General features: G+C 36.4%; 22 protein-coding genes. 11 read left to right on the plus strand and 11 right to left on the minus strand.

From position 1 onward, the window contains the following. Positions 1-98: 98 nt before the first annotated feature. Positions 99-773 carry a GTP cyclohydrolase I FolE gene (gene folE / locus FHR29_RS06035; protein WP_206368275.1) on the plus strand — a complete coding sequence of 225 codons (675 nt, stop codon included), beginning with the start codon at positions 99-101 and terminating at the stop codon, positions 771-773. 170 nt (positions 774-943) lie between these two features. Next, complete coding sequence (locus FHR29_RS06040) at positions 944-1,219, plus strand: hypothetical protein (protein ID WP_132768144.1); 276 nt, start codon at positions 944-946, stop codon at positions 1,217-1,219. Positions 1,220-1,585: 366 nt separating this feature from the next. Here FHR29_RS06040 and FHR29_RS06045 read toward each other — a convergent pair whose 3' ends face one another. The 3 genes from FHR29_RS06045 to FHR29_RS06055 form a co-directional block, all read right to left on the minus strand. Continuing rightward, positions 1,586-2,128, minus strand: coding sequence for a hypothetical protein (locus FHR29_RS06045; protein ID WP_021188540.1), 543 nt, complete (start codon positions 2,126-2,128; stop codon positions 1,586-1,588). Positions 2,129-2,234: 106 nt separating this feature from the next. Next, positions 2,235-2,999, minus strand: a complete 765-nt coding sequence (locus FHR29_RS06050; RefSeq protein WP_221197805.1) for an NADAR family protein — start codon at positions 2,997-2,999, stop codon at positions 2,235-2,237. Between the two features lie 568 nt (positions 3,000-3,567). Beyond that, positions 3,568-3,753 (minus strand): hypothetical protein, encoded by a 186-nt coding sequence (locus FHR29_RS06055; RefSeq protein ID WP_021188542.1) that lies wholly within the window; start codon positions 3,751-3,753, stop codon positions 3,568-3,570. A 53-nt stretch (positions 3,754-3,806) separates the two neighbouring features. Here FHR29_RS06055 and FHR29_RS06060 point away from each other — a divergent pair, with 53 nt between their 5' ends. Then, positions 3,807-4,400 carry a TetR/AcrR family transcriptional regulator gene (locus tag FHR29_RS06060; RefSeq protein ID WP_183913090.1) on the plus strand — a complete coding sequence of 198 codons (594 nt, stop codon included), beginning with the start codon at positions 3,807-3,809 and terminating at the stop codon, positions 4,398-4,400. A 45-nt stretch (positions 4,401-4,445) separates the two neighbouring features. Continuing rightward, the gene (gene ubiE / locus FHR29_RS06065) at positions 4,446-5,177 is read left to right on the plus strand and encodes a bifunctional demethylmenaquinone methyltransferase/2-methoxy-6-polyprenyl-1,4-benzoquinol methylase UbiE (RefSeq protein ID WP_183913092.1); all 732 of its coding nucleotides are present in this window, start codon (positions 4,446-4,448) and stop codon (positions 5,175-5,177) included. Between the two features lie 103 nt (positions 5,178-5,280). Here ubiE and FHR29_RS06070 read toward each other — a convergent pair whose 3' ends face one another. Both FHR29_RS06070 and FHR29_RS06075 read right to left on the minus strand, forming a co-directional pair. Further along, the gene (locus FHR29_RS06070) at positions 5,281-6,378 is read right to left on the minus strand and encodes a hypothetical protein (protein ID WP_183913094.1); all 1,098 of its coding nucleotides are present in this window, start codon (positions 6,376-6,378) and stop codon (positions 5,281-5,283) included. 57 nt (positions 6,379-6,435) lie between these two features. Beyond that, positions 6,436-7,077, minus strand: coding sequence for a DUF4272 domain-containing protein (locus FHR29_RS06075; protein WP_183913096.1), 642 nt, complete (start codon positions 7,075-7,077; stop codon positions 6,436-6,438). A gap of 207 nt (positions 7,078-7,284) precedes the next feature. On the opposite strand from FHR29_RS06075, the gene FHR29_RS06080 reads away from it, so the two are divergent. Together FHR29_RS06080 and FHR29_RS06085 are read left to right on the plus strand one after the other, a co-directional pair. Next, complete coding sequence (locus FHR29_RS06080) at positions 7,285-7,620, plus strand: hypothetical protein (protein ID WP_183913098.1); 336 nt, start codon at positions 7,285-7,287, stop codon at positions 7,618-7,620. Between the two features lie 264 nt (positions 7,621-7,884). Beyond that, the gene (locus FHR29_RS06085) at positions 7,885-8,571 is read left to right on the plus strand and encodes a hypothetical protein (protein WP_132768132.1); all 687 of its coding nucleotides are present in this window, start codon (positions 7,885-7,887) and stop codon (positions 8,569-8,571) included. A gap of 48 nt (positions 8,572-8,619) precedes the next feature. Here FHR29_RS06085 and FHR29_RS06090 read toward each other — a convergent pair whose 3' ends face one another. From FHR29_RS06090 to FHR29_RS06115, 6 genes are all read right to left on the minus strand, one after another. Next, complete coding sequence (locus tag FHR29_RS06090; protein WP_183913100.1) at positions 8,620-9,171, minus strand: dihydrofolate reductase family protein; 552 nt, start codon at positions 9,169-9,171, stop codon at positions 8,620-8,622. 187 nt (positions 9,172-9,358) lie between these two features. Then, positions 9,359-9,802 carry a hypothetical protein gene (locus FHR29_RS06095; protein ID WP_221197806.1) on the minus strand — a complete coding sequence of 148 codons (444 nt, stop codon included), beginning with the start codon at positions 9,800-9,802 and terminating at the stop codon, positions 9,359-9,361. 13 nt (positions 9,803-9,815) lie between these two features. Then, positions 9,816-10,913, minus strand: a complete 1,098-nt coding sequence (locus FHR29_RS06100) for an efflux RND transporter periplasmic adaptor subunit (protein ID WP_183913102.1) — start codon at positions 10,911-10,913, stop codon at positions 9,816-9,818. Positions 10,914-10,926: 13 nt separating this feature from the next. Beyond that, entirely contained in the window at positions 10,927-14,070 is a 3,144-nt protein-coding gene (locus FHR29_RS06105) for an efflux RND transporter permease subunit (RefSeq protein ID WP_183913104.1), read from the minus strand. A 13-nt stretch (positions 14,071-14,083) separates the two neighbouring features. Beyond that, positions 14,084-15,478 (minus strand): TolC family protein, encoded by a 1,395-nt coding sequence (locus FHR29_RS06110; RefSeq protein ID WP_183913106.1) that lies wholly within the window; start codon positions 15,476-15,478, stop codon positions 14,084-14,086. Between the two features lie 87 nt (positions 15,479-15,565). Further along, positions 15,566-15,988: an HYC_CC_PP family protein gene (locus tag FHR29_RS06115; RefSeq protein ID WP_132839901.1), complete on the minus strand. Its 423-nt coding sequence runs from the start codon at positions 15,986-15,988 to the stop codon at positions 15,566-15,568. Between the two features lie 479 nt (positions 15,989-16,467). On the opposite strand from FHR29_RS06115, the gene FHR29_RS06120 reads away from it, so the two are divergent. The 5 genes from FHR29_RS06120 to FHR29_RS06140 all read left to right on the plus strand — a co-directional run bounded on the left by FHR29_RS06120 (position 16,468) and on the right by FHR29_RS06140 (position 21,108). Beyond that, a complete protein-coding gene (locus tag FHR29_RS06120; RefSeq protein ID WP_183913108.1) occupies positions 16,468-18,054 on the plus strand; it encodes an ABC-F family ATP-binding cassette domain-containing protein in 1,587 nt (528 codons plus the stop codon). Positions 18,055-18,439: 385 nt separating this feature from the next. Then, positions 18,440-19,327, plus strand: a complete 888-nt coding sequence (locus FHR29_RS06125) for a pirin family protein (RefSeq protein WP_021188553.1) — start codon at positions 18,440-18,442, stop codon at positions 19,325-19,327. 5 nt (positions 19,328-19,332) lie between these two features. After that, a complete protein-coding gene (locus FHR29_RS06130) occupies positions 19,333-19,728 on the plus strand; it encodes an OsmC family protein (protein WP_021188554.1) in 396 nt (131 codons plus the stop codon). Between the two features lie 108 nt (positions 19,729-19,836). Further along, positions 19,837-20,688: a TraB/GumN family protein gene (locus FHR29_RS06135; RefSeq protein WP_132839907.1), complete on the plus strand. Its 852-nt coding sequence runs from the start codon at positions 19,837-19,839 to the stop codon at positions 20,686-20,688. A 3-nt stretch (positions 20,689-20,691) separates the two neighbouring features. After that, the gene (locus FHR29_RS06140) at positions 20,692-21,108 is read left to right on the plus strand and encodes a DUF1801 domain-containing protein (protein WP_132768111.1); all 417 of its coding nucleotides are present in this window, start codon (positions 20,692-20,694) and stop codon (positions 21,106-21,108) included. The last annotated feature ends 80 nt before the right edge of the window (positions 21,109-21,188 follow it).

Consider the following 21,188-nt stretch of genomic DNA (forward strand, 5'->3'; position numbering starts at 1 on the left):
TAATTCACAAAAGCAATTTAGTTGCATTTGAAGAATTTAGATTTATATTTGTTAAATATTTAATAGCACTTCGAATTATTATAACAACAGTATAAATCATGATGAATTCATTATCACAAACAGAAACAATCTCCAATACAGAGGATATCGGAGATCAACATGCCATGACTTCTATCGAAACGCCTTTACGACCGGATGCATTTCTCAGAACTGATGAAGAGAAAATGAATCGCATTTCCGAGCTTTTTCAACAAATATTATGGGAACTTGGATTAGATCTACATGATGACAGTTTAAGTGGCACGCCCTACAGGTTCGCCAAAATGTACATAAAGGAATTGTTCTATGGTCTCAATCCTTTAAATAAGCCAAAGCTTTCTACATTCGTCAATAAATATGATTATAATAAAATATTGATTGAAAAGAATATCCGAGTAAATTCAACCTGTGAACACCATTTTTTGCCCATTGTAGGACTTGCACACATCGGTTACCTTGCAAAGAATAAGGTAATCGGTCTCTCTAAAATTAATCGTGTGGTCGATTATTATGCACACAGACCTCAGGTGCAGGAAAGATTAACCTTGCAGATATATAATGAATTGAAATCTGCTTTACAGACCGATGATATCATTGTGGTGATCCATGCCGAGCATCTTTGTGTATCTGCCCGAGGTATTAAGGACAGTACAAGTAGTACAACTTCCATTGAATATGGTGGCATTTTCTCTTCAGAGACAAAGAGAAATGAGTTTTTAAACCTATTAAAATAGATCATAACATCTATTATGTTTAAATACTAAAGAGCTATATAGTTATTCTTACTGACCGCTAAAAAATAATGGTTTACCGATTTTCTTCCTTCATCCACCTATTTCCACTAAGCTTTGAAACGCAATAGCGCTACTTTTGAATCATAAACAAATACATAAACAGATTTATCATGAAAACTAAAACAATCTTCGACATCAATAGCAAAACAATCACAAATGGTTTTCAAAAAGCATTTGATTCGCTAAAAAATTCTAAATTAAAAGTTTCTTCTAGTACTGGAAAAGTGTACTTGAGCATTTCATTGCTCTTTGCAATAATTATCGGAATTATATTTCCGGTTGCACTTATCGTACTATTAGCATTTACGATATTTTCGAAACTTACGATTTCGATTGAACAAGAGGTTAAAGAAGCGGATAATAATAAAATCATTGAATTGAAATAATTTATAGACTAACAGTTATGCTTGACTGCCTATAGTTTGCTCACGATATCAGGAAGCATATTTAATGTGACCTGTTCATTCAAAGAAAGGACAATGAAATATGCTTTTAAAGCGAAAAAATCCATGTAATGTACATGGATTTTTTTTCTTCATACGTAGTATGTTACTTATCCATTTATTTTCGAATAAATAACAGTAGCCAAAAATTGTCCGTTGTAGAACTCATTTTCCTTAAAATATCCTTCTTTAATAAAATTACATTTCTCTAATACTTTGGCAGGCCACATTTTCGGGATCTATTACTGCTTCAATTGAATGTAGTTTCATGTCGCTAAAACCATAGTTAACTATTGTAGTCTTAAACAATCAATGTGGTTGAGAGCTGAACTTTATTTGATGAAAGTAATAGTCTAGAATTGCCAACATCAGAAAATACATTCCTCCGTAAGCATAAAGATAATTGGTCGAATCCATATTAAAAAAGAAGGATACAAAAAAGAGCAAGCAAAAGCTGATCACCATCAGAACAATGTTTTTCTGCAATAAAACTTTGATAGATTGGCCAAATAAGTACTTGACTTTAATGGGCTCTACAAGGGTTGATAGGAACGGTAGTGCAAGTTCGTATCCCCTTCTATGATGTAGGAACGAAACTGGGAAAATCAAAAAACCAAGTATAACAATCAATAAAATAACTGCAGTAATATGCTGATTTTTAACTATTTTTTTATCTAGAAAAAGACAGGTTACGATTCCTAATACTGTGTAAAATAATAAAAATGGTGTCAGTAATATTTCTTTCGTTTTAAGTAGCGGAAGCAGATTTCCGCTATATAAAATCTGTTTAAAATACAAAGCACTTATCATTAAATTAATGAAGATAGTAATCCAGATTTTATATTTACTCATTTCTAAATTGATTTTTAATTACCGCAGCTATCTTCTCCTTGAATCCTAGTTCCTTTATTAACTTAATTATCTATTTTCCTTAAAGTGGAATTTGCATCATAATTACTTAATCATAAAAGCTTTGCCATTCATATGGGCATGTGTTCGTCATTTTAAAAATCATTTTCTCTCTGTCATCAAGTCCATTATAATATTCTGAAAATTGGGTTAGATAGTCCTCTCCTTTTCCCATCCTCCAAAACATATTATTACTATCCATATTAGGGAATTTCTTCCACGGCGGTTGAATGGAATTCTCAAGTGGCTTGAAATGTCCAAATTGTTTAAAAAAATCACGCACATACATTAATGCAAAACCTAAGAGATTTTCTCCACGCCAATTATAAATATTTTCAATATCATCGTTATCTACAGCAATACCAATTCCCCAAATTACATCAACCGGACTTGCTTCTACCAAAATTCTATTTTCTGTTTGCAAAAGATAATTTGCTAATCTTGGATGTTGATTGAATTTATGTATATTTCCTACTTTTACAATTTCAAATTTATGCTCATTCCAGATTTGTTGATCATAGCCTAGGATTTGTCTGCCTAGTTCTTTTGCTTCTCCAGGTTTTTCACAATTTATGATCTTATCAAAAAGATTATCATCACCGAACAGTAGAGCTTTGTGAGCCATCATCCAGTGTTCAGAAGTTTTATAATTAACACTGTCAACCGTAAAAGGGCAATCAAACCATTGGCTAAAACAAGATTTACTTACCACATCTTTATGTCTATTTTCATGTCCCCAAAAGAAAATATATTTCAAGGTCTCACCACTTTCAAATCTTTCAATTAACCAATCTATATCGTATTTTATCTTCATTTTGATGCTATCTAGTCTATCCAATTGATATTGAGATTTTTAAATTTTATCATACCGTATCTTAGAGTGTGTTCAATTTAGATAATATCTAACATTAATTCCCAAAAAACATTTATTTTTTCTGTTTCAAGAAAGGGTGAAATATTCCAAATTAGATTATGTCCTTTCGTGTTAATCAAGAATCTTATGGATAATCGTTAGCTAAATTTACTTTTCAAATAATTTTGATGACAGAAATAATAAAAGCATCCACCTGCGAAGTAACACAGGGTATCTATTGGATCACTGACATTGTAATTGGTGTATTGAGGCATGATATATTCAAAAACAATGGAAACGAAAAACGCTAATACAAGTATCTGATATAATGGATAATATTGGGGTGCGCTGTATAAAGTTAAAAGGAGATTGCCAATGCAAAATGCGATATATGCGATTAATGGAACAAAGACAAAATCTGTCAACCAGTTATTTAAAACTGGGATTGGCTGTCCTGTTTGCCTGCAATATCGAATAAGAATCCACGATAGACCATAAAACAGCAAGAATGGGTCAGATAAGTATTGCTTTAATGTGCAAAAGAAATTGCGATCAAGGTAGCGACTATTCCACATGTCATCAAGGTTAAAAACATATACCATCCCATAACTTTACTGGCTCTTTTCAAAGTACTATCTGTGGTATTAAAACCAAAAATAGTTTCTCGAATATCTTTAAGATTTCTTATGAACCAGTTCTCTTTTTGCGTTTTCATACACAAAAGTAAAAAATATATTCAAAATTAGAACAAAAGTTCTAATTTTGAATATGAATACAAAAGAACGCATTCTTGAAATTTCATTGCAGGTCTTTAATACCAGAGGTCTTCGTAATACCAGTACCCGACACATCGCCACAGAAATGGGTATCAGTGCAGGGAATTTACATTACCACTTCAAACATACGGAGGATATCATACAAGCCTTATTTGACCGTCTGATTAAAGAATCAGATGTGCTAATGGCATCTCTTGAAAACTATGTAGAAGGTGTTGACATGGAATTAGTATTTACTATTTTCAAAGATTTTTACAATCTCCTCACTCGTTATCAGTTTATATTCATAAACTTTGTTGAAATCTCCTTATGGATCCCTTCAATCCGCGAATCATATGCCGCAATAGTGATTAAACGAAAAAAGGAAACCAAACGTTTCTTTAACCTGATGGTTCAAAAGAAAGTGTTAAGAAATGATATCCCTGAAGAAGTGTGGGATTATCTGATCAACAATATTTTTATTGTGGTTGACTTTTGGCCCTCACATAACTTGATTAATGAAAAACTTGAAGGTCTCCGGGCGTATGAATCCTATGTCAGTTCCATCAAGGCTTTAATGTATCCCTATTTCACACACCCACAGTAACTAATAATAATTCAACTTAAATTGGATCGGCATCATTTAAAAAATATGAACGCGAAAATTACACCTTATTTAGACTCGACAGAAGGAAAAAGTAAACAGATTGAACACATGTTTGATACCATCTCCGAAAAGTATGATCTCCTAAACAATATTATCACCTTTAGGATGGATAAAAGTTGGCGACGTAAAGTTTTAAAAATAGTTTCAGAATGTCATCCCCGTCACATACTTGACGTCGCAACCGGGACTGGCGATATGGCAATTCTTTTAGGAAAAACGCAAGCTGAAAATATAATCGGCGTTGATATCTCTAAAGGAATGCTTAAGATCGCAAATGAAAAAATTAGTGCCAATAAATTAGACGGACGCATTCACACTGAAGTGCAGCATGCTGAATCTCTATCTTTTGCTGATTGTTCTTTTGATATAGTCAATATCAGCTACGGTGTAAGGAATTTTGAAAATCTTGAAAAAGGACTTGGAGAAATGTATAGAGTAATGCAGTCTGACGGAACGATTGTTATTTTAGAAACTTCGGTTCCCTCAAATAAATTAATAAAATTTGGATATCTCCTGTATACGGAACACCTCATGCCAAGGATAGCCCGAATCTTTTCCAAAGATAAAAATGCATATGCTTACCTATCCAAATCGGCTATAAACTTCCCTTCTGGAGATAAATTCTTGAACATACTGGAAGAATCCGGCTTTGTTAAAGTAAAGGCCTATCCACAACTTTTTGGTGCAGCTACCATTTATGTTGGTAAAAAGCAATAATAAAAAGCGGACTTCCTGCTGAAATGAAGATCAGTAGCACAATTCAACAGGAAGCCCACTTATGGGATTATATTTCGCGGTTGGAACAAAAACTAATCTTTCATTACGTTTGTTGGTGAAAAGTTACCACAAGAGAACAATCTGTACAAATTTCAACATAAAGTGTTCCTTCTGAACCGTTCATGATTTGATCCCAAGAAAGAGCCGCTAGTAATTTCATTTTCTTTTGACAGTCAGGACAATTTTCATATTGCCAATCCTGCACCCATTCTGCGTTCCCTCCTATTATTGATACATCATCATTTCCGCATGCGAAATAAACAGGTTTTTTTGAAACTGATAATGCCAGTTTGTTTGTTGTCAATTCTTTAAAATCTCCTAACGACAAATAGTTTTCTTCTGTATACGGTTCTACGATCTCAAAAGTGCTCGCTCCATCAATTTGGTAACGAACTATTGTCTTTTCACACATACTTGCACAATTCGGACATATTGGAATTTTTACAAGCCCTGGTAATCCAAGAAATGATAGCCGTTCGTCGTTTCCATTTAGGGTTAATATATCGACCGTTTGACAATTACAGATCTGACAATTCTCATTTTTTGGCACAGCTACTTTGACTGTATCATCTTCATGTTGTTCTTCTAAAAGGGAATAACACGTTTCATAATTAAGTTGAACCTTGTTTCCTGCTTGATCAAAAGTCCATCCGCCCAATGCGGCATAAAATGAAGGATCTACATACAGATTTTTACGCCAAGGGAGTGGATTTTTCTCCAGTTCATAGAAAGTCTTTCTTACTTTTTGACCACCTACCACGGCAAGACAACTTAATATATGGCCTGCATATGCACAATCAGGTGTACAGATTAATGCGATTAATTGATCTTGGATTTCATCTGATGCATTTCTATATAAGGTTGGTGGATAAAAGATCTTTTTTTGAAATGCTGCGTCAGCAATTTTACTTGTATCAATATCCTGATAAGCCAGTAATCCAGAGAAATCTTTATAGACTTCTTCCCATTTGTCAATGGTTTCAATTTTTGCAATAATATTTTCAACCGTTTCAAGAATCTGGCCTCTGCTCATCGATTCATAATATTCTCGCAACTTTCTGTTTTTGCAAGAATAGCACAGTCCCTCAAAATATTTTTCTCTGTCACATTCAGGACATGGTATAGCTGCTCTCTGTGTCATTTATTTCAATCTTATTTTTAAAGTGATTAGGAAAAAGCCGGAACTAAATATTGGTTTTTACGTTCCCATTTCAACATTATCCCAGTCATTTTCGCGGTTGAATGCCCATTCCAAAGATTTCCGTCGCTCATAAATCACTCCTTCATTTAACTTAGCTTGACGGCCATTTAGTCTTTCATCTACACAGTACCAATGCAATCTATAATAGTAATCCAGCATCGTATATAGCTCGATCTCTGTCCGTACTTTTGACAAACGCTCAAGCTTAATATTCGTTTCACCATGTTGTAAATTAGGTAACAGGGAGACCATATGATCACCGACATAGTCCTCTGCTTCTAGACGCTCAATCATACCAGTTGCCCACATTAAAGCCCATAAACTCTCTAAATACCAATTCAGGCTATTAATTTCGATATCCGTTAGCTCATCATTGTCTTTTTCTAAGATTTCTTTTTCAGCATCTGAAAGAAATACGAGAAGATTTTGGTTTTCAAGCCATTCCTTAATAACATAAACAGGAGCCTCAAAAGCAATATTTATGAGCGCATTCATAACCGACATTCTGCCTTTTATTTCATCCAATGTTCGAAAAGAAGATGTCTCTAAAATGGGAAGCCAATCATTAACACGATAACCTTTATCTTTAATTATTTTATCGTTTTCTAATTTTATCTGATGTTTTTGTTCTTCTGTCATTTTATATTGTCAATTATAATAGTAAACATAGTTTGATAATGATCTAAGCATGGAAGTCATTTCTCTTCTCAAACGAAAATACAGATTAAGATAGTATCTGCAAACACGATAAAGAAGAGAATATGCATTAATTTGTGATTGTACTTAACTACATATTGCTTTCATGAGCGCTTATTGGTAGCTTTATAAGGAAAACAATCATCATCAATGAAGCAGATGCCACTAACAATTGATATACTAAACTACGGTCTAGAACTTTCAATGGACTTTGGTGAAAACTGGTTGCAACCGATCAATGAAAGATTGTCAACTGTATTTCCGAATTTAAGTGCACAAAAACTGGAAGAGTGTCATTTAATTTGTAAGACTGTGAATAAAATGGGAAATCGCTATGTACAAGAAAACCCAGTTCATACGGGGACAGAGATTACATTTATTGTTTTTGAAACTTTTGAAAAGTTTATGTTAAATAAGTATCATTGGGTATCTGCAAAAAATTTAAAACGCCTTTACAGTCAAAGTTGTTATTACGCTTATAAATAAAAACATCATGTAATAATGCAAACACCCTTTACGAATCGAATATTAGCATTAATGATGAGACCCCTATTTATTATGATGAGCAGTATGGCTTTACCTCAGTAAATTATCATAGTTAATGATGTTTTCTATTCATTAGGGTAACATTCTTCTTATTTCGAGTTATTCTATTTGGATAATGTAAAGAAGTTTAGAGAATACTAAATGCTATTATACAAGTTAAAAAGTTTTAAAATAAAAAAGATAAATAAATTTACAACAGCATTGATGGAAAATAAAACCAAGTTTGAAACTTTTGATCAATTGGTCTTTTTAACCGAATTATATCAAAATGATGATAGCTTTAATAAAACAGCATCCTTATTGATCAATGCATTAAATGATTGGCCTAATGCTCACTCATTAAAAATCTCGGAATTTATACAAGAGTTTGAAAGTTATTTTGGTAAGCCTATTACAATAGATAAAATCCGAAAGAATGCTATCGGTTCCACATCTCTCGATGCTTGGAGATGTGAAGCTGGAAGTTCATTAATAGAAATGATTGAATATGCAGAAGTACTTTATAATCGATCTGATTTTTCTTATATCATCGAACAAATAATCATTTATTACCAAAATAAAATTAAAATGATTGATTTTGTTGCTGAATTAACTTATAGAACTCTGGAAGAAGGAGGTCGATCAACTCCAGCTTTTTCAAAATATAGACCACAAGTAAAATTTGATTTTGACGACATGCAAACATCCGGAGAACAGACTTTTATTAATAAGACAGTTGTATATCCTGGGGAGGAAGTTAAAGCTACCCTTAGAATTATTGGACAAGAATATTTCAGTGGCAGGTTGGAAGAAGGAATGTTTTTTGAATTTCGTGAAGGAAGCAGGATAATTGGTACGGGAAAAATTGTAAAAATAATGAATGATAAATTGAGGAAAACTATAAATTTCTGATCGATTCAAATAGAGAAATATTGAATAATACGAATTAATAAAATACAATTACCCCCTTAACGGTTCATAGAAAAGGATGATCGCACCGCTACTAAAAATCTTCGTTTTGATGAGCTTCAATAAAGTTCGATCATGCATTTCCTCAAACAGTGACAAGCCCTTACCTGCGATAATCGGATGCACGCAAAACTGGTATTCATCAATCAGATCCAATTTCATGAGTTGATTAATCATACTCCTGCTGCCCAGTAAAATATCTTTCTCAGAACTTTCTTTCAGTGCTAAAACTTCCTTTTCAATATCCTGAGTTGCTAATCTTGCGGTATCCCAATCCGTATCTTTAAGTTTATTCGAAAAGACTATTTTTGGAATCTGATCTATTGCTATGGCAAAGTCATTCATCGATTTTTCTTCTGAAGGATCTTTTAAAAACGTCTGCCAATATTTCATAAGCTCAAATGTAATTCTACCATATAGAATGACCTCTGAATCCTTTAATAAATCCGTATAATGCTGATGAACTTCTTCGTCCGGTTGTATGGCCGTATGATCAAAAACACCATCAAGTGTCATATTGATCGCTGCAATTACTTTCTTCATTACCGCTTTTATTTTATATGAATGCCCGTATTCTGAAATACCAATATGAAAATACAAATTTTGAATGGTAAAATCTCACTTTGCCCATAAGTAACACAGCTATTTACATAGAATCGTCCAAAATACAGATCTAAAAAAGGTGCTCTTCAAGTCAATGAAAAGCACCTTTTATCCTTCTTTCTACTTCCTATTGCGAAGCTTTTAGAAACGCATCGTAGTTATCTTTGCTTTCGAAATATGCGACTTCATCCTGATCTCCGATCAACACGATGTAGGCCGTTGCTTTATCTACCTTCTTTAAAGTGTGAGGATCGACCGCCATTCTGATCTTGGCATCATTTGGAATACGCTCTTTACACATCTCGCAACAACCGTAATATAGCTTACCCTCGAACGGAACTTCCAGTTGCTGTTTGCCCATATAGGCATCATTCACCATACAGACCAGATTATTGGGTACCTGATCTCCCTTTTTAGGAGTTGAAGTTCCTGCAGGAGCTGGAACCTGAACATGCTTTTGAGCCGGTGTACCACTAATCGCCCCCGCTTCTTTCGGTGCTTCATTCGTGCAGGATACCAGTACGATGGCGGCTATTGCCACCATCGCTATTGTGTTGAATTGTTTTATCATGATTTTAAATATTTTATTTATTTGGAATTGCTGAACCATCTTGAATCTCTTCATTGCCCATTTTAAGGATCACCGTATCTTCTGCCAATTCGCCCAATACTTCGACCATCTCAGGCATCACACGTCCTTTGCTTACCGCAATCTTTCTTGCTTTCCCACCTTCAACGGCAATGACATACATCCCCATATTACTGTCTACAACGGCAGATTTTGGGACAAAGAAAGTTGCTTCACTATTTTGTAAAGGAATTTGTGTTTCGGCTATCATAAAAGGTTTCAAAGCATTATTGGTATTGATAAAATCTGCCTCAACTTTCTCCGATCGCAATTTTAAATCAAGACTACCCGATTTACGGCTTATCTTCGCAAAATATTTATGTTGCGGTTGCGATCTCACATAAAACTGAATGGTATCCCCCAGTTTTATAAAAGGAGTATTTGCTTCTGGTATGGAAAGATTCAAACGCAATTTCTGATTATTCTGAACCACTAACAACGGTGATTTACCCATTGGTCCCACATAAGCACCCAAATCAACACTTCTATCCGTGATGATACCATTGAAAGGTGCGCGGATCACTAAATAATCGTCAATATTCCTGATTTCATGATACGCTGATTCTGCGGCGACCAATTGTGCCTGATCCGATAATTTCCGGGCAGTGATCTGATCCATTGCGTCGCGCGCGATAGCGCCCGCAGTCTGATTGGCTTTAACCATGCGATCATAAGTGGCCAGCGTTGATACATAAACAGCTTGCTGGGCCTTAAATTTCGCTTTAGCAGTTGCTACCTGCGACTGGATCTCACGAGCCTCTAACGTCATCAAGATCTGTCCTTCAGAAACGCGATCACCGATGTCCACACGGATATTTTTAACGTAACTGTTTACTTTAGCAAACAATTCTGTGCTCTGATCAGGTTGCAATTCACCCGCTAGTTTCAGGATAACCAAAGGATTAATTTTCTTCACAGGAACGGTTTCGAAAGGATTCATCATCATCATACCCCCCATTTCCTTTTTCTGCTCTTCTTTATTTTCTTTTTTAGATTCAGCGCAGCCCGTGAAAATAAATGCCGATACAAGTGTTATATAAATTAAGTTTTTCATTTTTTTCTGTTTTCTAATTGTTAAAATGTACACTGTTTTCATCTTCAGGATCTAGAGAAGGTGATTGAACTTTAGTTTTACCCAATACCCAAGCAAATACCAAGGGTAAAATGATGAGTACGGAAAAAGTAGAAGCTACCAGTCCACCGATAATCGCTCTACCTAAGGGTGACACTTGATCTCCACCTTCGCCAAATCCAATTGCCATCGGCAACATACCGGCTGTCATCGCCAAAGTGGTCATAATGATCGGACGGATACGCAGTCCCGTTGCTGTAATAGCAGATAGCATGGCATTTTTATTTTCTAACCGCAATGTCTCCGCATTACTGATCAATAGTACAGCGTTGGCAATTGAAACACCTACTGCCATAATAATCCCCATATAAGATTGCATATTGATAGTTGATCCGGTCAATTTCAGTAAAACCAAAGAACCAAATACCACGAAAGGGACTGTGGTTAAAATGGTCATTGAAACCTTGAAGGATTGAAAATTAGCTGTCAGCATCAAAAAGATAACCACGATTGCGATCAATAATCCGCTTGCTAAGCTATTCATGGTATCATCCAAAACTGGAGCCATACCCGCTACTTGTATATTCACACCTTTTGGTAGTTCTCCTAAAGAATCAATTGCAGCCTGTACATCTTTTTTAGCTCGGCCAAGATCAGTCTGATGTACATTGGCTGTTACAGTTGTGTAACCCATTGTTCCCAAATTATAACTTTCGCCCAATGTTTTGACAGGTGTTATGGTTGCGACATCGCCTAATACAGGTCTGTCCGCATTTTTAGATAATGGAATGTTCGCCAGTTCATCTTGGCTGTTTAAAATATTTTGAGGCATTTGTACCTGCACGTCATAAGCAATCCCCATCATACCGCCTACCCACATATTTTTACTTGTATAACGTGAAGAAGCAGTACTGGCGACCAAAGACTTCGAAATATCCTGCGCATCTAAGCCTAACTGTGCGGCTCTATTTCTGTCAATATTAATTTCCAGAGCTGGGTAATTCATGGATTGTGGTATTTTGACATCACGTAAGTAATCCAATTCTTTAAGCTTCGCCATCAATTTATTGGCAGACATCGCATTCATCTTCTTCATCATACCCGAAATACGGATCTCAATAGCGGTATTCGCACCTTGACTTAATATTTTTTCGGTTAATTCGATCGGTTCGAAAGAAAGCTTAAGTTCTGGCATCGTTTTTTTGAGATGCGCTCTTATTTCATCTTTTAGGACATCCGAATTCCCTTTAAAATCTTTTAGCGCTACCTGAAGTAATGCTTCATGTGGACCCGCATTATAGAGATAAATGGGACTTACCGCAAATGAGGATGGATGTAAGCCGACGTAGGCAGAGGAAATCGCAATTTTATCTTTCCCGATCAAAGTACCCAATTGATGCAATACGGCCTTTACCTTTTCTTCCGTTTTTTCAATTCGCGTTCCTTCAGGCGCAGTTATCCGCACCTGGAATTGGCTCGAATTGACGTTCGGAAGAACATCTTTTCCTGTAAACTGATACATAACAGCAACTAGGGCTAGGATCAGCACCAAACTGATCGAGACAATGATCTTCTTACTCGCCATTAATCGTTCCAACAGATTCGAGTAGCGAACTTTAAATCTATCGAAAGCTGTTTCTTTATGCACTTCACCCGCTACATGATTGTTTTTCATCATCCAATTGGCCATGATCGGCACAAAAGTCTGAGACATCAGGTAAGAAGTGATCATAGAAAATCCAATTGAAAGAGCCAGTGGCATAAACAGTGATCCCGGTATCCCCGTCATCACCAATGCAGGTGCAAATACGGCGAGAATACAAAGTAAGATCAATAATTTAGGGAAAGCGATCTCCATACAGGCATCCCAGATGGCCCTTGCTTTTGTTTTTCCCATTGCAAAGTGCTGATGGATATTTTCGATCGTGACCGTACTTTCATCCACCAGAATACCGATGGCTAGCGCTAATCCCGACAAACTCATGATGTTGATGGTTTGTCCAAATAACTTAAGAAAAAGCACACCTGAAATAATGGAAATCGGAATTGTTAAAATCACGATAATTGCGGCACGCATATCTCTTAAAAATAGGATCACCATTAAACCCGTAAGCAATGCTCCCAGGACCCCTTCTACAATCAGACTTTTTACCGCATTGATCACATAGACTGACTGATCAAACTCATAAGAAATCTTCACATCATCAGGGAGGTTTTTTTGAATATTAGGAATGACCTTTTTAAGGTTCTGTACGACATCATAAGTTGACGCTTTTCCTGATTTGGCTACATTGATATATACCGAACGCTTGCCATCAATCAAGGCATAGCCAGCTGTAATATCTGCACCATCTTTAACAGTTGCAACATCTCTTAAATATACATTATCAACCTGTCCTTTGAATAATGGAATATCGCCAAACTCTTCGACCGTCTTTAAGGTATTGTTGGTCGGTGTCAAGTAGTTGATATCGTCTATATACACGTTTCCTGAAGGTGATGTGATGTTCTGACGACTGATGATTTCCACAATCTGCTCTGGCGAAAGCTGGTGTACACGGAGTTTACTGGGATCAATATTAATTTCAATTGTCCGTGGACTTCCGCCAAATGGTGGCGCTGTTGTTAACCCCGGAATGGCAATCAAGAAAGGCCGTGCTGTAAAATTGGCAATATCCTGCAGCTGATTATTCGTTTTGGTTTCACTGCGGAACACCAATTGACCTACCGGTTGTGATGAAGCATCAAACCGAATGATAAAAGGTGGCGGAGCACCATGCGGTAAGAATACCTGCGAGCGATTGGACAGGGCTGTCAGCTGCGCAATAGCCTCTCCCATCTCAGTACCCTCATAAAAATTGACTTTCATCAATGTCAATCCCTGTGTATTTTTCGTCTCAATACTTTTTATTCCATTCGTAAAAAGCATCATATTGACATACATCTTGGTAAAGTAACCCTCCATCTGTTGTGGCGTATAGCCGTTAAACGAGTGAGCTACATAAACCACCGGTAAGTTCATCTCAGGTAAAATATCTACCTGTATATCTTTTGCTGCCCTTATTCCGAAGAATAAAAGGCCCAATACCATAACCATGATGGAAATTGGTTTGCGAAGTGCAAATCTGATTAAATTCATTTTCGAAGAAAAATTAGTGTTGAGTCGCTTTAAGTAAAATCGAAATATCTCCTTGTGCAGATGCTAATAGCAGCATCGCCTGCCAAACATTGTTTTGGGCAATTTCATAATCGACCTCAGCCCTATTGAGGCTGTACAATGCCTGTGTGAAATCAACCAATGTTGTAAGACCATTCTCATACAATGCCGTATGTTGACGATGGGCTAACTGTGAAGCGGTGAGCTGTACTTTTGTTTCTTCAAGATTATCGACCGCATTTTGAAACTGTACTTTCGCTAAATTGGTTTGCGCATTCAGTTCTTTCTCCAATAAAGTATAATCTTGCTTTAAGGATTGGGATTGAAACTGTTGCTCCTTTATTTTACTGTCAAACCGAAAGATATTTGTCAAATTCCAACTCAATGTACCTCCAAAAAGGTAATTGCTACGCTGAATTCCTGCACCTTTAAAATAGGAAGATGAATATGCGGTGTTATCCTGGACATAGTTCCAATCAAAACCTGAACCACGTCCCTGCACCACACCAAAAATATTGATGTTGGGCATTTTATGGCTGTGGATAAATTTTTCAGATTGCGCACTTTCATCAATCTTGCGTTGCTGCAATTCCAATAAAGGATGCCTCGCTACTTTACTTTGAATTTGATCCCATAGCATAATAGGTACACTGGTATTGAATACACTGTCCAGTTCATACGTTTGAAAATCATCGTCCAACAAAACGGCAAGCTGTTTTGAATAGGCCAGCTCTTTATCGTAAGATTTGATTTCTAACGATCTCGCATGAGAGACCTCTGCTTTCGCAAGCGAAACATCAACTTCTGGAATTAAACCACTTGTTGCCCGACTGTAGGTCATATCAAAAAACACCTGGGCACGTTCTGTATTTTTACCCTGAACAAATTTAATACGTTGGCTCGCCAATAGATTAAGATAGGACGCCGCAACTTTGACCTGATGTTCAAATATGATCTGATCGACATCAGCAGTTGCAGTCTGCTCCTTTGTACGGGCAAGTGCCACTTGATTTGTTTTTTTGCCAAAGGTGAATACATTCCAATTGACGTTAGCAAAATACAGAGACCCAAAAGCAGCATTCCAATTTTGTTCAGCCAAAGGCATTGAAGTTGCGGCAGAAGCTAAACCTCCATGAGCATACATGGGCCCGTTTTGTGCATTAATCGTTCCATAACTTTGCTGTGCACCCAAGGTCACATCGGGAAGAAATTGTTTGTTTTGAAAAATAGTATTCTGTTCAGCAGACTGAACAAGAGTTCTTTTTGATTTTATTTTATCATGCTGGTCAACTGCACGTTGCAATGCATCAGATAAGTTTAGTACTTGTCCAAAACCCGATGAGTTAAGAGCAAGCATAAAGCCTACTGACGCCATGAATTTAAGATTCATAGACGAAAGTTTAAAAAGTTATATAAAGAATGAGTACCGATTCCTCTTCATTGGGAATGGTAAATGTCAAATTCAATACATGACTTTCTATATTCTATAGATGCAATGGAAGATATAGAGGGGATTTGTCCGGGGAAGTATTCTGTCGGACAGGTAATTAGGATTATTAGAGACATTAGTGATCGATAGTTTATCGAAAACAGCACCTAATGTTCGGTTGGGAATAACATCTCCCCAAATTTTTAGCGAAAAATCAAAGCCAGCTTGTTTACTTGAAGCTTTATCGGTCTTAAAGATCTGCGTTTCTACTTTGCAACAGTTCTTCTTTTTCTTCTCCAGTCCTTTTTCCTTAGAAGCACAGATGGCACAAGGCGTATTGGTATTATGATTGATATTCGTTAAGGTTACTTCTTTCGTTGCGGTTCCCATACAAAAATGCGCATACTGAGCAAAGCCCGAGGACAAGATCAGGTAAACGAATGAGAGGAATATGACGAATAGTTTTTTCATAATACTTGGTGCAAAGCTAGCGCAATAGGCAACTTAGATTTTTATAACATTATGGGTAAATCTTGTAAAACTTTATGAAATTTGCACCGAGCTTCACCCTAATAAAGTGCCCTTACGTGATTATACCCTAGAAATGTACCATTTAATAAGATATCTAAACTTTTCCTTTTATAAAGAATATGACCTGCCGTAAAACAGTAATAAGAATACTTAATTAGCTGTAAAGTAAGCACTAGTATAAAATAGAAAAGCCGATGACCCGAAGTGAAATCATCCGACTGGAGATTACAAATCTGTCAATTTTGTCGTGCAAAAAATAAACAGTCACAAAAATTTGTTTTCATATCCGCACAAAATTATCTAGATTTGCATCAGTAACTAAAAAGCAACATATCCATGTAATAAATAATTTCTTTTTGCAAAAAATTAATGTGACGCATACTCCATGCGCACGATCGTTCATGCTAAAAAAAGAAATTATGCTTATTTTACAAAACATTTCATATATACATCAAAATAAAGATGTGCTGTTTCAGGACATCAGTCTAAGTTTGCAGGACAATAAAAAAGTTGCTTTGATCGGAAACAATGGTGTCGGAAAATCCACACTATTAAAGATCATTGCGGGTGAATTAACCGCCGCTCATGGCCAAAAAAGTATTGATGGCACCTTATATTACGTGCCGCAGCTATTCGGTCAGTACAATCATTTAACGGTAGCGCAGGCATTAAAAATCGATCATAAGTTAAGTGCACTTCATGCCATACTTTCAGGAATTGTAACAGAAGAAAATCTAACTGTACTCGATGATGATTGGAACATTGAAGATCGATGCCAGGAGGCATTGTCTTACTGGAAATTAACGGATCTCGCTTTGGACCAAAAGCTAGACAGCCTGAGCGGTGGCCAGAAAACGAAAGTTTTTCTAGCAGGGATCAGTATTCACCAGCCCAAACTGATTTTACTCGATGAGCCAAGCAATCAGTTAGACACCATGAGCCGTAAGCTGCTGTATCAATTCATCCGTTCTTCATCCAGCACGATGATTATCGTAAGTCACGATCGTTCCTTGCTCAATCAACTCGATGCCATGTACGAATTGACCTCTTCTGGATTGATTTACTATGCCGGTAATTATGATTTCTATCTGGAAGAAAAGAAGATGAAACAAGAGGCCTTGCATCATGACATCAAACATGTCGAAAAAGAAATCAGAAAAACAAAGATCAAGGCGCGCGAGACCATAGAGCGGCAACAAAAATTAGATGCTAGAGGGAAGAATAAACAGCAGAAAGAGGGCGTTTCCCGAATCATGATGAATACCTTGCGCAATAATGCTGAAAAAAGCACCGCTAAAATAAAAGATACGCATCATGAAAAAAGTGCCGGTCTATCTCAGGAGTTGCAGAGCTTAAGAAAGGGAATTCCAGATATTGACAAAATAAAGTTTGGTCTAACGGACTCCAATTTACACGCAGGCAAAAAACTCTTTACCGTAAAGAAGCTGAATGGCAATTTTAATGGAAAGCCGCTTTGGAATACAAATTTAGATTTTGAAATCTCAAGTACAGAACGTATTGCTTTAAAAGGAGAAAATGGATCTGGGAAAACAACTCTTATTCAGATTTTGCTCAATAAGATCCAAGATTACCAAGGTGAAGTGTATCGTGCAGCACATAAATCAGTGTATATTGATCAAGATTATTCCATGATCAACAATGATCTGACCATATATGATCAGGTACAGTTATTTAATGATACTAGCTTACAGGAACATGAGATCAAAATCAGATTAAATCGATTTTTATTTGCTAAAGACAGCTGGGATAAGCGATGCAATACCCTGAGCGGTGGAGAAAAAATGAGGCTATGCCTATGTTGCTTAACAATTCAGAATCTAGCACCCGATCTCATCATTATGGATGAACCGACTAATAACTTAGATATACAGAATATTGAAATATTGACTACCGCTTTAAAAACTTACCAGGGTACCATACTGGTCGTATCTCATGATGAGTACTTTTTACAGGAGATAAATATCGACCGAACAATCATGCTCTAGTTTATTTGGCATTATAAAAATTGGCTTTTCGACTCCACCTCAGAACTATTGTAAGTGGAGTCGAAAATTTATCTTTTTCCTAAAGTAACGTATGATTACTGTACCACCACGCTTCATACAAAAATCTGGCATTGTTCTTTTATAGGCGGCATATCATGGATAAACTTCCTGAATTTTAAATAAATTGCTGGTTGCCGTCATTTTCTTAATCTAGATCAATAATATAAATAAAACAAGTACTTATCTTTAACAGAAGAACGAGGCGTTCTCTGGCATGTGTTTATCAGTATCCCTAGCGATAACCTATTGAATATGGTTTTGCTGACACCAAAACTAAAATACATGACAACTGTTTCATACAATAAGATTTTAAAATAACATAGCTATGTCTAACATTGGTATTATTATAGAAGAACGGGCCGCAGATATCGGCAATTTTATGGTTGGTCGTTTATTGCCTTTTCGTCAAAAGCGAATGGTTGGGCCTTTTACTTTTATTGATCATATGGGCCCTGCGGCATTAAATGAATATGAAAACCTCGATGTCGGTCCACATCCTCATATTGGCTTATCAACCCTAACCTATCTCTTTGAAGGAGCAATTATGCACCGCGATAGTCTTGGTACCGAAATGGAGATAAAACCCGGAGCTGTAAACTGGATGACTGCGGGTAAAGGCGTAACCCATTCTGAGCGTACTCCCGAATACTTAAGACATACCGATAAAGTGTTACATGGCCTTCAGATCTGGGTAGCATTACCAAAAGAGCTTGAAGAGTGCGAACCATCTTTTGAACATACTAATGCCGAAGATTTACCGCATTGGGAAGATGAAAATGGGGTCAGCTATACCTTAATTGCGGGTGAAGCCTTTGGAAAAAAATCTCCTGTATCCGTATACAGCAAACTATACTTCATCGAAATTAAATCTAAAAACAAGGCAAAAATCAGCATCGGCAACGATTTATACGGCGAATCGGGTCTTTATATTTTAGATGGTACCATTACAGATAGCGGAACAACATTTGAATCTAAACATTTATTGGTCGCTAAAGATGCTAAATTATGTGAATTTGAAATCGGTGAAAATTCAAAAATCTATATTTTCGGAGGAGAACCTTTACCCGAAGAACGGTATATTTTATGGAATTTTGTGAGCTCCTCCAAAGAAAGATTAGAACAAGCAAAGCAAGACTGGATCAACAATAGATTTCCAGAAGTTCCGAATGAAACAGGAAATATTCCACTTCCAGAATTTTATTTAAACAAATAAACATCATGAATAGCGCTAAAGCTACTATCGGTATAGATAAATATAAAACAACAGTAACTGCAGGAAAAAACAGCATTATTGTAGACGAACCAGAAGAAAAAGGTGGTCTTGACCTCGGATTTCATCCGCAGCAGTTATTAGCGGCATCTTTGGCATCCTGTACAGCCATTACCTTAAAAATGTATACTGACCGAAAGGAATGGGATATTGGTCCTATCGATGTAGAAGTTGATATTGAACAGTCAGAAGATAAAAAAGAAACGAAATTTATCAGAAAAATTAGCTACAAAGGCAATCTTGATGATAAGCAGAAGGGGCGCATTGAAGCGATCGCCAACGCCTGCCCCATTCATAAAATACTCCTTTCACAAGTAACCGTCGAAACGAGAGTGATAGCGTAAAAAAATACCTCAAAAAGCTTTATAATTTAATTTATAAAGCTTTTTTGCTATCACGCTGTAACATTTTATGCTTTTCACATACTTATAGTGTATTAAAAACTTATTTATATGAAAAAAATATGCCTTATGGCTATCATAGCCTTTATCGTAGCCACCTTTACTGTTCACGCACAAGATAATACCGTCCTGTGGAAAATATCAGGAAATGGATTAAAGAAAGACTCTTATTTATTGGGTACGATGCACATTATGTGTGAGGACGATTATATATTAAAAGATAAAATTAAAAACCTAATACCGCAGGTCGATGTTGTAACTTTCGAAGTAAATCTTGCATCAGAAGAAAATAAAGCACTTATTCCTGAAATGATGAAACCTGACACGAGTTTTCTGAAAGGATTAAGTCAGGGTGAATTATTAAAAATTGACAGCATTCTGATTTCACAGGGCCTATCCGTTAAAATGTTAGAGATGATGTCCCCTGCTGTCTTTGTTTCTATCTTGAGTTTAAAATCAATGAATTGCTCCGACCCTAGAAATGTTAAAACCATGGAGGCGGACATCCAGACATTAGCGGCGTCAGCAAACAAAAAAATAGATGATTTAGAAACACTGAAATTTCAGATCGACATGTTAAACAGCATGTTTAAAGCATCAGATTTACTAAAATACCTTGAAAAAATTGATGAAATGCCAGCTGTATCGAATAAGATGGTCACTGCTTACAAGGCCGAAAATCTAAAAGATTTGGAAACAGTAATTTATGACAGCAGTTATATGTCCAAAGAAGAACAAGCTGATTTCTTGACCAAGCGCAACAACAATTGGATCAACAAAATGCCCGCTAAGATGACGCAATCTTCACATCTATTTGCGGTCGGTGCAGGACATCTGGTTGGCAATGAAGGTTTATTGAAACTCTTAACTGCAAAAGGTTATAAGCTCACTCCTATCTTATAAAATATGGCGAAGAACAAAACAGTGCCCACAGATGAATCTGTTACGCAATTTATTGAACAGATACCTGATCAACAGAAAAGGGTCGACAGTTATAAGCTGATCGAAATTATGGAAGAGATTACAGCACAGCCCGCAACTTTGTGGGGACCAAGTATCATTGGTTTTGGCAGCTACCATTACAAATATGCCAGTGGCCATGAAGGTGATGCGCCTTTGGTCGGTTTTTCTCCAAGAAAACCTGCGATATCATTGTATCTCTATACCTGTGATGATGAACAAAAATACGATCTTGAGCAACTCGGGAAATATAAAATGAGCAAATCCTGTATATACGTCAAACGGCTTTCTGATATTGATGAAGCTGTTCTCAGAAAGATCGTAGAAGATGGTGTAGCAGCAGTAAAAAAGAAATATAGTTAACAGTAAAAGGCGAAAGATAATCTTTCGCCTTTTTGATAGTTACCGTTGTGATTCCAAGCTATTTTCGTACAAGTCTGTAC

The sequence above is a fragment of the Sphingobacterium sp. JUb56 genome (assembly GCF_014191365.1).
Classification (GTDB): Bacteria; Bacteroidota; Bacteroidia; order Sphingobacteriales; family Sphingobacteriaceae; genus Sphingobacterium; species Sphingobacterium anhuiense.